Source organism: Tellurirhabdus rosea, assembly GCF_026278345.1.
Classification (GTDB): Bacteria; Bacteroidota; Bacteroidia; order Cytophagales; family Spirosomataceae; genus Tellurirhabdus; species Tellurirhabdus rosea.
In genome coordinates, this window is the sequence record NZ_CP111085.1 from 3,326,744 (window position 1) to 3,341,060 (window position 14,317).

The window sequence follows — 14,317 nt, forward strand, 5'->3', positions numbered from 1 at the left end:
GATGAATAGTGGTCAGTGATCAGTGGTCAGTGTCTCCGCCAGGTTATAATACAGTGGAGCCACTGACCACTGATCACTGACCACTGTTTATCGCTGTGTGATTATGAGCAGTACTTACGGAACGCTATTTAAGATTTCAACTTTTGGGGAGTCGCACGGGGTGGCCATTGGGGTCGTGATCGACGGATGCCCGGCCGGGCTCCCGTTCGACACCGATTTTATCCAGTCCGAACTCGATCGCCGCAAACCAGGGCAGTCGCGCATTACCACGCAACGGCGGGAAGCGGACGAGTTTGAGGTGCTTTCGGGCGTATTTGAAGGCAAAACCACCGGCACGCCCATCAGCCTGGTGATCCGGAATCAGGACCAGCGCAGCAAGGATTATTCGCACATTGCCCGCCAGTTTCGGCCTTCCCACGCTGATTTTACCTACGAACAGAAATACGGCAACCGCGATTACCGGGGCGGTGGACGCAGCTCGGCCCGCGAAACGGCGGCCCGTGTCGCGGCTGGAGCCGTCGCCAAGCTGTTGTTGCAGCACCTCGGCGTATCGGTGCAGGCGTACGTCTCGCAGGTCGGCAAACTGAAGCTGGAAACGCCGTATCAGCAGCTGAACCTAGCGCTGGCGGAGGAAAACGCCGTCCGTTGCCCGGACCCGGAAATGGCCCGGCAGATGTTTGAGTACATCGACGAAACCCGCAAGCGGGGCGATTCCATCGGCGGCGTCGTCAACTGCGTCGTTCAGGGGGCTCCGGTTGGCTGGGGAGAGCCGGTTTTCGATAAGCTCCATGCCGAACTGGGCAAAGCCATGCTGAGCATCAACGCAGTGAAAGGCTTTGAGTACGGCAGCGGTTTTGCCGGGGCAGAACTCTACGGCTCCGAACACAACGACGAATTTTACACCGAAAATGGACCCGGCGAAGAGACTGGGCGCGTCCGGACGAAGACCAACCTTTCGGGCGGTATTCAGGGCGGCATTTCGAACGGCGAGGATATCTACTTCCGCGTCGCGTTTAAGCCCGTCGCGACGATCATGCAGGACCAGGACAGCGTGGATGCGGACGGAAACGCCGTGGTGGTTTCCGGAAAAGGCCGTCACGATCCCTGCGTGGTGCCCCGGGCCGTGCCCATCGTGGAGGCTATGGCGGCGCTGGTGCTGGCGGATTTTTACCTGCGCGACAAAGCTGCGCGGCTGTAATCATGCGGTTTCTGGCCTTTCTGCTGCTGCTGGCTGGCCTGACGGCCTCGGGCCAGTCGCTGCAACGCTATGCGTATACCCGCCCGCTGTACGGAACTGAGTTCAACCTGATCTTCTTCGCGCCGGATGAAAAAAGGGCCGAATCGACGAAAAAAGCGGTTTACGCCCGGCTGGATTCGCTGAACACGGTCATGAGCGATTATCTCGACGGCTCGGAAATCAACCGCCTGTCGGCCACGGCGGGCAACGGAGAATGGGTGCCCGTCTCGGCGGATCTGTTTTCGGTCCTGCAAAAGGCCGTAACCATTGCCCGGGCCTCCGACGGGCTCTTTGACCCAACGGTGGGTCCGCTGGCGCAGCTCTGGCGACGGGCCGTGCGGCGGAAGGTTTTTCCGGCGAAGAAGGATATCCGGCAGGCGCACCGTCTGGTGAATTTCCGGCTTGTGGAAATGGATTCTGTGGCTCTTCGGGTGCGGCTGAAGCGGGCGGGCATGCGGCTGGATGTGGGCGGCATTGGCCAGGGCTTTGCCATTGATGAGGGCATGAAAGTGCTCCGCGAGCGGGGGATTCGGTCGGCTTTGCTCGACATCGGCGGCGACATTCTGGTCAGCGATGCTCCGCCCGGCGAGCGGGGCTGGCGGATTCAGGCCGGTGTGGCACCGGACACAACGACCTTATGGCTCGAAAACGCCGCCATCACCACGTCCGGTGCTGCTTACCGCTTTCTGGAACATAACGGCAGGCGCTACTCGCACCTCCTGAATCCGCGAACGGGCCTGGGCCTGCGGCATCATGTCCGGACGACGGTGCTGGCACCCGACGGTGTGCGGGCCGACGCGCTGGCAAAGGTTTTCGGCGTAGCAGGAATCCGGCGCGGCAAGCGCCTGCTCAAGCGGTTTCCGGGCGTGCAGGTCTGGCAGGTGGAGGAGCGGAAGGGGAGACCGGTGGTTTGGCAGACCGGCCGTTTCGGAGAGACAAAAAAATAAGCGGACAATTCGTCCGCTTTCCTTTACTTGCTGGTCGCCATGACCATTTTGATGTTGAGCTTCGCCCCGGTTTGCAGCACGTCTACAAGGTCCTGAACGGTCAGCGCCTTGTCGAAGCGGACGACGATGGTCGGGTCTTCAATGCCATCCATGATCGACTTCATTTCGGCTTCCAGATTGGCTTTATCGACCGGCCGTTTATCAATGAAATAGTTGCGGCTGGCATCTACGGACAGGGTAACCTGTTTTTTGGCCACCTGCTGGGCCGAAGAGGCTTTCGGCAGCATCAGCTTGATCACGTTCGGATTCGCCACCGTCGAAATGATGAGGAAAAACAACAGCAGGAAGAACATGATGTCGTTCAGCGAAGAGGTAGCTACCTCGGCATGAAATTTATTTTTGCGACGGAATTTCATAGAAAAGATGAAAGAAGACAGACAAAAGACAAAAGACGGTTTGTACGTAATCACAAAACGGTCTTTTGTCTTTTGTCTTTTATCTATTGTCTAACAAAGCTATCGCGCCCGCACCGATTCGGTCGGTTTTTGCAGGACTTCCATAAACTCGAACGCGTTGATTTCGAGTTTGAGCGTGAATTTTTCGACCAGCATGTTCAGCAGGTGGTACCCCGTGTAGGCAATAACCCCCACAATCAGACCGGCTCCGGACGTGATCATTTTCTCGTACAGACCACCAGCGATGATGCCGACACTGATGTTGTCGGACAGCGAAATGTCGTAGAAAATCCGGATGATACCGGAAATCGTTCCGATAAAACCGAGCATCGGCGCGATACCGGCGATAATGCCGAGGTAGCCCAGGTTCCGTTCGAGCCGGGAAATTTCGATTTGTCCGACCGTTTCCAGCGTTCCTTCAATTTCCTTGATCGGCGAGCCCAGCCGACCGATGGCCTTTTCAAACACCCGGCCGATGGACGAGCGCTGGTTTTTGCAGAAGGATTCCGCCGATTTGATATTGCCCTGCATGACCATATCCTTCACGTTGTCGATAAAATTACCATCGACCTGCGTGTTGCTGCGGATGAAAAGCCAGCGTTCGATGATCAGATACAGCGTCAGGAAAAACAGGATTCCGATCGGAATCATGACCCAGCCCCCTTTGGCTACCAGATCAAATAACTGAATGCTTTGTGGTTGTGCGGCAGCACCAGTAGCGGCGGCGGTAGTGTCGGCCACAGCGGCCCCGGTCGGAGTTTGAAGCAGAATCATTTACTATCCGTTATTATGGTAATGAGGGTTATTGTCCGAGTAAATTGCCGTTTCTGGCCGTTGCGACGTAACTCGTCGAACAGGACCGGACGGCGTTTAATAACTACTTCCCAACGCTATTTTTTTGCAAATTATTGCAGTCGGTAGACTTACAAAAGTAAACAATCAGCGTTAGTGTAAAGCGAATTTGGTTTTTTATCTACCGTAGAACCACTTTTCATGCAAATTGTCTGACAAGCCGGGTAATTTCTTCCGGGCTGCAGGCCCGTTGCTGCCAGTTTTCGAGACGCGGGTTCATCACCCGGAACCAGAGCGGCGGCACCAGCGCCAGCAGAATCATCAGCGGATAACCGGCCGGCAACTGCGGGCTTTCGTCGAAATGCCGCAGGACCTGGTAGGGCCGCGACGCGTAGGCATGGTGGTCCGAGTGACGCTGCAACTGAAAAAGGACAAGGTTGCTGATGAGGTGGCTGGCGTTCCAGGAATGCAGCGGGTTGACGCGTTCGTAGCGGCCGGGGGCCACCTCTTTCCGCAGAATGCCATAATGTTCGATGTAATTGACCGATTCGAGCAGCAGGATCCCGATAGCGCATTGAACGGCGAAGAAGGCAGGAATCGACCCTGTTTCTAGAAATGCCATTTCTCCCAGAAATGGCATTTCTAGAAACAGGGTCAACGCCAGGCACCACAGCAGCGGCCCGGCTGTGGCGGCCAGCATGTAATTTTCTTTTGACCAGAACGGCTTGCCGTCTTTCTGAAGCAACCGCCGCTGGATTCGCCAGGCACTCCGAAAACCTCCCGTGAACGACTGCCACCAGAACCCGTATACCGACTGGTTTTTCCGCGCTGTCGCCGGGTCGAGGGGCGTTGCTACATGGACATGGTGTCCGCGGTTATGTTCCAGATAAAAATGCATATACCCCACCGACAGCAGGGCCGCTTTGGCGTGGAACCGGGCCATTTTGCTGCTCCGGTGCCCCAGTTCGTGCGCCACGTTGATGATCGTTCCGGCGAAAATGCCCACACTCACCACCAGACCGGCCTGCTGCCAGCCCGTCAGCGGTGCGTAGCGCAGCTGCCAGCCGGCCCAGACCAGCAATCCATAATGCAGGTATACGAACGAATACACCAGAACATCGAAATAGCGGTCGCTGAGTACCCGTTCGTAATCCGCCCGCGACACGTTTTCCGGGTCTTTGCCGATCAGAAAGTCCAGCAGCGGAATAATCCCAAAAACGTAAGGCACCGCCGCCCAGGTCCAGCCGCCCGCGTAATACCCGCCCACAATCACGGCCAGCACGCTGTACGACCAGAGAAAACCGAGTTTTTTGAGGCGCGACATGGGAGGGGAGGTTTGGATATTGAATTTTGAAAGATAGATAGGTTGAATGATTGATTGGTTGAATATAGAATTTTGAATGATGGTGGTTGGTCCGCCACTGCGGTCGATTAGGCCCACAAAAAGTTGTGCAGAGCTATTCCTGAATCAACCGCAGCGGCGTACCACCATTCAAAACTCAACATTCAACATTGCACCGCAGTGGCGGACCACCATCAACCTATCTGTCATTCAACCCATCAATCACCACATTTCACCAGAATCTTCCCATGCCGTCCGTGTCGTTCGGCGTGGGCGACGGCTTCGCGGATTTGGGCGAGGGGATAGGTGGCTTCGACCGGTAATTGGATCTGGCCCGAAGCCAGCAGGGAAATAACGTTCTGGGCCACTTCCATACGGGTCTGGCTGTTGACGCGGCGCATCCAGTCGGTAAGCCAGAAGCCCCGGACGGTCAGTTCGCGGAAAATCATCAGACCGGCGTTGAAAGACGGATCCTGGAGGCTGAGCAGGCCGTAGATCAGCATGGTGCCGCCTTTGGCCAGGCACTTGATGGCTTCCGTGGCCGTGTGGCCGCCTACCGCATCCAGCACGCAGGTAACGCCCTGATTTTCGGTAATCTCGCGAACGCGGGTGCTCAGATTTTCGGTTTCTACATTAATCAGTTCGGTAACCCCCAGCGCCTTCAGTTCTTCGTTGAGGTCGTCGCGGCGCACGGTGCCGATGGTCCGGATGCCGCGCATTTTGCACAACTGAATCACCATTTTGGCAAACGCCGAGCCCGCTGCCGTCAGCATGAGCCACTGGCCCGGCTGCACACCGGACTCCTGCAACATGGCGTAGGCCGTAAACGGGTTAACAAACAACTGGGCCGCTATTTCTTCAGGAATTGCGTCAGGCACCGGAATCAGAGCCCGCTGGTTGGCGATGGCGTATTCCGACCACGACCCGACGGCCGTGAAGCTGGCCCGAATGCCCGTCCGCATCTCCACTCCCTCGCCCAGTTTATCGACAATCCCGACGCCTTCAAAACCCGCACCCGAGGGCAGCTGCGGCCGAATCCCGTACAGATTCTGGACAAACATGATATCCGACGGGTTGATCGGGCTGCTCAGGACCCGGAGCCGCACCTCACCGGGGCCGGGTTCGGGCATCGGAGCATCGGTAACGTGAAGGATTTCGGTGGGTTTTCCGGTCTCGGTGAAGGTGACGCTTTGCATGGATTGGTAACGTTTGCAGGATGAATGTAAAAACTTTCCCAAAATAATGACAGATGCCGGACTTACGGCAGGCACCCGCGCATTCCCCGTAGAATCTTCCTACTTTTGCGCCAATAACCTACCTAACGTCACGCGTATCGTTGCATGGAAGAATTTTTCGTTTACCTCAGACTGGGTTTTGAACACATTACGGACCCCGGCGGCTATGACCACATTTTGTTCGTGGTGGCTTTGTGCGCCATTTACACCCTCCAGCAGTGGAAGCAGGTGCTGATTCTGGTGACGGCCTTTACCGTCGGACATTCCATCACGCTGGCGCTGGCAACGCTGGGGGTTATTAATTACAGCGCCAGGCTGATCGAAACCCTGATTCCAATTACGATTCTGCTGACGGCCGTTACCAATTTTTTCTACAAAGCACCCACCAGCCGGTTTGCTCCCGACGATAGCAAAGGGCGGCTGCGCTACGGCCTGGCTCTTGTCTTCGGGCTGATTCACGGGATGGGTTTTTCCAGCTACCTCCGTAGCCTGCTCGGTCGCGAAACGAGCATTGTCAAGCCCCTGCTGGCCTTTAACCTGGGTCTGGAACTCGGGCAACTGGTCATTGTCGCCGTCATTCTGACCTTCGCCTTCGTCACCATCGAAATGTTCCGGACGAAGCGGCACGACTGGAACCTGATCGTGTCCGGTATTGTGGCCGGCATGGCAGTTTCGCTCCTTATCTGAACCTATTTTCAGAAATCCGGTCAATTTTTGCCGAAAAGAAGCGAAAAAATCGCCCGTCAGGGCAAGAATCGGCCAAATCCCTGCACGGGTAGAATCCCGGTTGAGATTAATTTTCTGTAACTTCGCAGGAAATTAGGTTCGTTTTAATTTTACCAAAACTCATCAACCCCAGCGTATGCGATTGAAAGCATCCCTTTTGGCGGCGGGTTTGGCGTTGTTGTCTTTCGGAGCCAAAGCTCAGTTGCCAACAAATCCGAATTACAGCGCCAATGACCGGTTTGAGCAGCTCGGCCCCGCCCTGCCGACGCCGAACACCTTCCGGAACGCCTCCGGAGCACCGGGCCGTGACTATTTTGAAAACCGGGCCGATTACGATATCCGGGTTGAACTGGACGATGCCAACCAGAAAATTACCGGATCGGAAACCGTTACCTACTTCAACAACTCTCCGGACGAACTGAAGTACCTGTGGCTGCAGCTGGACCAGAACCTGTTCGACAAGAATTCGGTCAATAGCCTGACCCAGACGGGGAGCGTCAATCCGAACGGCATGAGCGTCAACGCCGTGCAGAATCTGGGTACGCCGCGCGGTATCGGCATGGACAAAGAGAAGGAGTTCGGCTACAAGATTACCCGCGTTGCCGATAAAGCCGGTAAGGCACTGAAATACACAGTCAACCAGACGATGATGCGCATCGAACTGCCGACGCCGCTGAAGCCGGGGCAGAACTACACCTTCGGCATCGACTGGAATTTCTTCGTGACGGAGTACTACGGCCGCGCCGGTTACGAGTACTTCCCGAAAGACGGAAACTATAACTACTTCATTGCCCACTGGTTCCCGCGGCTGTGTAAGTACGACGACATCAACGGCTGGCAGAACAAGCAGTTTCTCGGCGGCTCGGAGTTTACGCTGATTTTTGGCAATTATAAGGTAGCCATCACCGTACCGAACGACCACGTGGTGGCCGCCACGGGCGAATGTCAGAACTACAAGCAGGTGCTGACTGCCACCCAGCAGCGCCGGATGCAGCAGGCCAGCAATTCCAAAACGCCCGTTGTGATCGTGACGCAGGCCGAAGCCGAAGCCGCCGAAAAAGGCAAGCCGACCGGCAAGAAGACCTGGATTTACACGGCTCAGAACGTCCGCGACTTTGCTTTTGCCTCGTCGCGCAAGTTTATCTGGGATGCCATGCAGACGGACGTATACGGCGATGGTCGTAAAATCTGGAGCATGTCGTACTACCCGAAAGAAGGCAACCCGCTGTGGGGACAATACTCGACCCGCGTGGTGGAGCATACGCTGAAATCGTACGGCAACCGCACGTTCAAATACCCGTATCCGGTCGCTATTTCCTGCCACTCGGTACCGGGCGGCGGCATGGAATACCCGATGATTTCGTTCAACGGCGGCCGTCCGGAAGCGGATGGCACGTATTCCGAGCAGGTGAAAGCCGGAATGATCGGGGTTATCATTCACGAAGTGGGCCACAACTTCTTCCCGATGATCGTCAACTCGGATGAGCGCCAGTGGACCTGGATGGACGAAGGGCTGAACACGTTCTGCCAGTATCTGGCCGAGAAGGAGTGGGATTACAACTTCCCCTCGCGCCGGGGCGAACCGCAGTACATCGTGGACTACATGAAGTCGGACAAGTCGGTGCTGTCGCCGATCATGACCTCCGGGGAGAACGTCATTTACCTCGGTCCGAACGCCTATGCCAAGCCCGCCACGGCGCTGAACATCCTGCGCGAAACGGTGATGGGCCGGGAACTGTTCGACTATGCCTTTAAGGAATACGCCAACCGCTGGCGCTTCAAGAGCCCGACGCCCGCCGATTTCTTCCGGACGCTGGAAGACGCTTCCGGGGTTGACCTCGACTGGTTCTGGAAAGGCTGGTTCTACGGCACCGAGCCGGTCGATCAGGACCTGGTAGAAGTGGAGTGGTTCCAGATCAACTCGCAGAATCCGGAGGTGGTGAAAGCCGAGGCCCGTGCCGAAGCCCAGCGCCGCGCCAACACGATCAGCAAGCAGCGTGACGCCGCCGACCAAAACAGCACGGTGGTCGCCAAGGATTCGTCCATGCGCGATTTCTACAACAGCTACGATCCGTACAAGGTGACGGAAGCCGACCGGAAGAAGTACCAGGACTATCTGGCTACGCTTTCACCGGACGAGCGTAAACTGGCCGAGTCGAACACGAATTTTTACACGGTATCGCTGAAGAACAAAGGCGGTCTGCCCATGCCGGTCATCATCCGGATGGAGTTCGAGGACGGCACGGATTCCGTAGCCCGCATCCCGGCGGAAGTGTGGCGCTTCAACGACAAGGACGTGAAGAAGGTGATTACGACCAGCAAGAAAGTCGTTGCCTGGACCCTCGACCCGTTCCAGGAAATCGCCGACATCGATACGGAGAACAACTCGTTCCCGCGCCGTCCGACGCCGAGCCGCTTCCAGTTGTACAAGCAGCAGCAATCTGCCCCGCGTCCCAAGAACCCGATGCAGCAGGAGCGTGACGCCCGGCAGCAGGCTCCGGGTACGCAGGGCGGACGAAAGCAGTAAGCTGTTGAGAATGAATAATGAATAATGAACAAGGAATAAAATGAAGGCAGTTTGCGTAAATTTTCATTGTTCATTACTCATTATTCATTACTTTTGCAGACAAATCGGGATGTAGCACAGCCAGGTAGTGTACTTGCATGGGGTGCAAGGGGTCGTGAGTTCGAATCTCGCCATCCCGACTTCGTAAAGCCGCAAAATTTTGCGGCTTTACTTTTTTTAGGCTTTCTGTTTGGGATGCAGCACAGCCAGGTAGTCGTACCTGCATGGGGTGCAAGGGGTTGTGACTGGGTCGCCACTGCGATTCGAATCTCGCCATCCCGACTTCGTAGAGCCGCAAATCTTGCGGCTCTATTTTTTTACCGGTTATGAAACAGAGCATTTACAGCCCGGCTTTTTTTCTTCTTTGCCTCAGCTCCTTTCTCTTTTTTGCCAGCTTCAACATGCTCATTCCGGAGCTGCCGGGCTATCTCAGCAGTTTGGGCGGAGCCGAGTACAAAGGATACCTCATTGCTTTGTTTACCCTCACCGCCGGACTCTCCCGGCCGTTCAGCGGGCGGCTGACAGACACCATCGGCCGGGTGCCGGTGATGGCGTTTGGATCGCTGGTCTGTTTTGTCTGCGGCTTTCTGTATCCCCTGTCCCATACGGTTTTTGCCCTGCTGCTGCTGCGGCTCGTGCATGGCTTCTCGACGGGCTTCAAACCAACCGGAACCTCGGCGTACGTCGCGGATATTGCGCCCGACGAGCGGAGAGGCGAAGCCATGGGCGTGCTCGGACTGAGTGGCAGTGTCGGCACGGCTTTCGGCCCCGCCATCGGTAGCTGGATGACGGCTCACTTCGGCCTGAACGCGCTTTTTTATACGTCCTCGGCCCTGGCGCTGCTGTCCATTCTGGTTTTGCTGACGATGAAGGAAACGCTGCCGCGCAAAGTGCCGTTTCGTTTTGGGTTGCTGAAAATCAGCCGCCGCGACATCTTTGAGCCGGATGTGGTGGCTCCTTCGCTGGTGACGTTCCTCAATTCGTTCAGTTTTGGCGCCGTGATCACGCTGGCCCCTGACTTCAGCGAACACCTGAATATGGGCAACAAGGGCCTTTTCTTTACCGTTTTTACGCTCTCTTCGCTGGGGGTACGGTTTGTCGCGGGCAAAATTTCGGATCGCTACGGGCGGCGGCCCGTGCTGCGGATTGCGTCGGGTTTACTGACGGCCGCCATGCTGACCCTGGCATTTTCCAATTCCGTTTTTCTTTTTCTGACCGGCGCCGTGCTGTTTGGCCTGTCGATGGGAATCTATTCGCCTACCGTGCAGGCGTGGACGGTGGACCTGAGTACGCCGCTGAACCGGGGAAGGGCGCTGGCAACCATGTACATTGCTTTGGAGGCCGGAATTGGCCTCGGGGCGTACCTTTCCGCCGAAGTTTATGACAACACGCCGAGTCGCTTTCTGCTTACATTCTGCCTGATTTCCGCTTTTTCCGCGCTGGCGCTGGCTTATCTGATGACCCGATGGGGCCTTCCGGGCAAGACAAATGAGCCTGTCTGAGAACCCAAATCATGTTTGACAGACACAAATATGACCGGGTGAGAGGCGAAAACTGAAAAATAACATTTCTGTTTTGCGGGCATGCAGTCCAATCACCAAAAAGTTACTTAAGGAAGCCGATCAAAGAGTAATTTGTTAGTAAACAGCGCTTTATTGAAATGTCTGTAAAAGAAAGGGAGTTAATTTGCGTATTGGTAAAATTATATTTTAGCAAAAATATTTACAGATTTTATAAAAATTTGATCTTACCCCTTGCGTATTTTCAGGGAGAAAATTGATAATTTTGTAAGAGGTTCCGTCATATGCCTGACGAAATTTTATTTCAAATAAACAAAGCAGACTGAAATTTTCGCTTTATTTACAACAAAAATCAGTTTCAATTTAACCCTACAGTAAGTTCAATGAAAACACAAACTCCAACCCCAGCACCAGCTAAAGCAGCAGCTCCCAAAGCCAAGAAGTCGGGCGGCCTGAATCCGGTGTTTGTTATTCCCATTCTGTTTGTAGTGGCCGTTCTCGCCTACATGTTCATCTTCGGTGACGGCAGCCACTTCCAGGGCGGTAACAACGAAAATCAGCCGCTGGCGGGAGACTATTTTGGTATTGTGTACAAGGGGGGGCCGATTGTACCCATTCTGTTCACTTGTTTCTTGATCGTATTGGTATTTTCAATCGAGCGTTTCTTCACGATCGGCCGGGCGAACGGATCTGGTTCTATCGATGAGTTTGTACGCAAGGTGAAGAGCATGCTCGACCGCAACGAGATTGAAGCTGCCATCAAAGAGTGCGACCGCCAGAAAGGTTCAGTAGGTAACGTTGTTAAGACGGCCCTGCTGAAGTACCAGCAACTGACGACCGACAACGAACTGAACAAAGAGCAAAAACTGGCTGCTCTGCAGAAAGAAGTAGAAGAGGCGACCTCTCTGGAACTGCCGATGCTGGAAAAGAACCTGACCATCATCGCTACGCTGGCTTCGGTATCTACGCTGGTAGCTCTGCTCGGTACGGTATTGGGTATGATCCGCGCCTTCTCAGCGATGGGTGCATCAGGTCAGCCGGATACGGCCGCTCTGTCAACGGGTATCTCAGAAGCCCTTGTAAACACGGCCCTCGGTATCGGTACGGCTGCTATCGCAACCATCATGTACAGCTACTTCACGAGCCGCATCGATGAACTGACTTACAACATCGACGAGATCGGTCTGAGCATCCAGCAGAACTTTGCTGCTCACAATTAATGTTTACAGGTTGCGTTTATAAGTAACGATTTTAACCAGTAAAACATGCCTGTAGTAAAACCTAAACGGTCCAGTCCGGCTATGGACATGACGGCCATGTGTGACGTAGCGTTCCTGCTGCTGACCTTCTTTATCTTGACGGCTCAGTTTCGTGCGCAGGAAGCAGCTCCGATCAACCCGCCGTCCTCCATTTCCGGTATAAAAGTGCCCGACAAGGACATCATGGTGATCAGCCTTGACGGACAGGGTAAAGTCTACTTTGGGATTGACAACCAGCAGCACCGTATCGCAATGCTTGACAACATTGCCGGTGTTTATGGACTGTCGTTCACCGAAACTGAAAAGAAGAAGTTCGCCATCCTGCCGAACATCGGTTTTCCGGTTAACCAGCTGAAGTCGTTTCTGGCGTTGGATACCGAAAAGCAAAAAGAGGTTAAACAGCCGGGTATTCCTGTTGACTCAACAGCCAATATCCAGACTAACCAGCTTGCTCAGTGGATCTACAACGCCCGGAAGGCCAACCCGGATCTCCGGATTGCCATCAAAGGCGATAACGTGGCCAAGTTTCCGAGCTTTAAGAATGTAATGGGCGCTCTGCAGTCCCAGAACATCAACAAGTTCAACCTGGTGACGGGTACGGAAGCGCCGCCGGCCGGCTGGTCGCAAAGCGAGTAACCAATCACTAAATCATTTCGAACGCCTAAAATTTAACGAACAATGGCAGCAATCGAAACCGGTGGTGGTGGTGGTAAACACGATGGTGGTAAAGTCCGCAGTAAAAAAGCGTCGACCCGGATCGATATGACTCCGATGGTTGACCTTGGCTTCCTGCTGATCACCTTCTTTATCCTCGCTACTACCCTGAGCAAACCGTCTTCAATGACACTGAACGTGCCGGACAAGACGGAGAAGATCGAGACCGAGCCGCTGAAATCGTCAAAAGTAATGACTGTCTTCCTGGGCAAATTTGACCAGGTCCATTACATTGTCGGTAAAGCAGCCAGCGAAGATCCGGAACTCAAAACTGCCCGCGCAGGACAGGAGGTCCGGGATGCTATTCTCCAGGCGAAAGCCCAGATTGGTCAGGACTTTGTCGTCGTGATCAAACCGACAAAAGAAGCCACCTACAAAAACATGGTGGATATTCTGGACGAAATGGCAATCACGAAAACAAAGCGTTACGCGCTTGTGGACATGTTGACCCCCGATGAGGAAAAACTGATTGCCGACAAGCTGAAGTAATCTAAAATCACCATGGCAGAAGTAACAACATACGAGGGAACACTGGATGATATCGTGTTCAACAATCGTAACAAAGCGTATGGTGCCTACACATTACGGAAAACTTACCCAACGACGATCTATCGGTCCGTAATCATCGGCTCCGCACTGTTCCTCCTGGGTATGGCTTCTCCGACCATTATCTCGGTTCTGACTCCGGAAGAGAAGGAAGAAGTAATGGTCGAAGTAGACCTGATGAAAGTAGCTCCGCCGCCCATTGACCCGAACGAACCCCCACCGCCGCCACCGCCGCCGGTTGAGCTTCCGAAGGTCAATACGGTTAAATTCCTTCCGCCGGAAGTAAAGCCGGACGAGGAGGTACCCGAAGAAACGCCGCCGCCGACAGTTGAAGAACTGAAGGAGGCCGTTGCCGCCGAAAAAACGCAGGAAGGTGACCCCAACGCGGAAGAAGTCATCGCCGCTCCGGAAGAAACCGCCGGCCCGACGAAAGTCGAAGCCGCCGTGGAAGTAGCTCCCAAGAAAGACGATGAAATCTTCACCGTCGTTGAACAGCAGCCGGAGTTTCCGGGTGGTCAGTCGGCGATGTATGCCTGGTTGGGCAAGAACATTCGCTACCCGGCCGCCGCTTCGCGGGCTAACGTTTCAGGCCGCGTGTTCGTCAGCTTCGTTGTCAACACCGACGGTTCGATTCAGGACGTTCAGGTTCTGAAAGGACTTGGTTTCGGAACGGACGAAGAAGCCCAGCGCGTGGTAAAGCAGATGCCGAAATGGCGTCCCGGTAAGCAGTCCGGTCGCGCGGTACGTGTGAAGTATAACCTGCCAATCAATTTCCAGTTGGAGTAACCGGTTGGCATGGAACGCAGGCAATCACCTGACCTGTTGCGGCGTTACCTGAACGTCGTCATGGGTCTGGCCTATACGGGAGGAGGCATCTTTTTGATTGCCTCCTCTCAGTCTTTTGGCCTCTTACCAACCGGAACCATCCGGACCGTTTTGGCTGTTTTGCTGATAGTCTACGGACTATTTCGCACCTTT

Annotated in this window: 13 protein-coding genes and 1 tRNA gene; 10 read left to right on the forward strand and 4 right to left on the reverse strand. The window is 54.8% G+C overall.

What is annotated here, in order from left to right; all coding sequences use genetic code 11:
- The first annotated feature begins 103 nt into the window (after nt 1–103).
- Complete coding sequence (gene aroC / locus ORG26_RS14115) at nt 104–1,198, forward strand: chorismate synthase (protein ID WP_266362816.1); 1,095 nt, start codon at nt 104–106, stop codon at nt 1,196–1,198.
- Between the two features lie 2 nt (nt 1,199–1,200).
- Nucleotides 1,201–2,184 carry an FAD:protein FMN transferase gene (locus ORG26_RS14120; protein ID WP_266362818.1) on the forward strand — a complete coding sequence of 328 codons (984 nt, stop codon included), beginning with the start codon at nt 1,201–1,203 and terminating at the stop codon, nt 2,182–2,184.
- 23 nt (nt 2,185–2,207) lie between these two features.
- On the opposite strand, the gene ORG26_RS14125 is transcribed toward ORG26_RS14120, so the two are convergent.
- From ORG26_RS14125 to ORG26_RS14140, 4 genes are all read right to left on the reverse strand, one after another.
- Nucleotides 2,208–2,600: an ExbD/TolR family protein gene (locus ORG26_RS14125; protein WP_266362820.1), complete on the reverse strand. Its 393-nt coding sequence runs from the start codon at nt 2,598–2,600 to the stop codon at nt 2,208–2,210.
- Between the two features lie 99 nt (nt 2,601–2,699).
- Nucleotides 2,700–3,413 carry a MotA/TolQ/ExbB proton channel family protein gene (locus ORG26_RS14130; RefSeq protein WP_266362822.1) on the reverse strand — a complete coding sequence of 238 codons (714 nt, stop codon included), beginning with the start codon at nt 3,411–3,413 and terminating at the stop codon, nt 2,700–2,702.
- Between the two features lie 217 nt (nt 3,414–3,630).
- Nucleotides 3,631–4,755, reverse strand: coding sequence for an alkane 1-monooxygenase (locus tag ORG26_RS14135; RefSeq protein ID WP_266362824.1), 1,125 nt, complete (start codon nt 4,753–4,755; stop codon nt 3,631–3,633).
- A 236-nt stretch (nt 4,756–4,991) separates the two neighbouring features.
- Complete coding sequence (locus ORG26_RS14140) at nt 4,992–5,969, reverse strand: zinc-dependent alcohol dehydrogenase family protein (RefSeq protein ID WP_266362826.1); 978 nt, start codon at nt 5,967–5,969, stop codon at nt 4,992–4,994.
- 144 nt (nt 5,970–6,113) lie between these two features.
- On the opposite strand from ORG26_RS14140, the gene ORG26_RS14145 reads away from it, so the two are divergent.
- From ORG26_RS14145 to ORG26_RS14180, 8 genes are all read left to right on the forward strand, one after another.
- Complete coding sequence (locus ORG26_RS14145) at nt 6,114–6,695, forward strand: HupE/UreJ family protein (protein ID WP_266362828.1); 582 nt, start codon at nt 6,114–6,116, stop codon at nt 6,693–6,695.
- A 175-nt stretch (nt 6,696–6,870) separates the two neighbouring features.
- Nucleotides 6,871–9,261, forward strand: coding sequence for a M1 family metallopeptidase (locus tag ORG26_RS14150; protein ID WP_266362830.1), 2,391 nt, complete (start codon nt 6,871–6,873; stop codon nt 9,259–9,261).
- Nucleotides 9,262–9,366: 105 nt separating this feature from the next.
- Nucleotides 9,367–9,440: transfer RNA gene (locus tag ORG26_RS14155), tRNA-Pro, on the forward strand.
- 186 nt (nt 9,441–9,626) lie between these two features.
- Complete coding sequence (locus tag ORG26_RS14160; protein ID WP_266362832.1) at nt 9,627–10,802, forward strand: MFS transporter; 1,176 nt, start codon at nt 9,627–9,629, stop codon at nt 10,800–10,802.
- A gap of 401 nt (nt 10,803–11,203) precedes the next feature.
- Nucleotides 11,204–12,040, forward strand: a complete 837-nt coding sequence (locus ORG26_RS14165) for a MotA/TolQ/ExbB proton channel family protein (protein ID WP_266362834.1) — start codon at nt 11,204–11,206, stop codon at nt 12,038–12,040.
- Nucleotides 12,041–12,085: 45 nt separating this feature from the next.
- Complete coding sequence (locus ORG26_RS14170) at nt 12,086–12,715, forward strand: ExbD/TolR family protein (protein WP_266362836.1); 630 nt, start codon at nt 12,086–12,088, stop codon at nt 12,713–12,715.
- Between the two features lie 42 nt (nt 12,716–12,757).
- On the forward strand, nt 12,758–13,282 hold the full coding sequence (locus tag ORG26_RS14175; protein ID WP_266362838.1) for an ExbD/TolR family protein: 525 nt from the start codon (nt 12,758–12,760) through the stop codon (nt 13,280–13,282).
- A 12-nt stretch (nt 13,283–13,294) separates the two neighbouring features.
- On the forward strand, nt 13,295–14,125 hold the full coding sequence (locus ORG26_RS14180) for an energy transducer TonB (protein ID WP_266362840.1): 831 nt from the start codon (nt 13,295–13,297) through the stop codon (nt 14,123–14,125).
- The last annotated feature ends 192 nt before the right edge of the window (nt 14,126–14,317 follow it).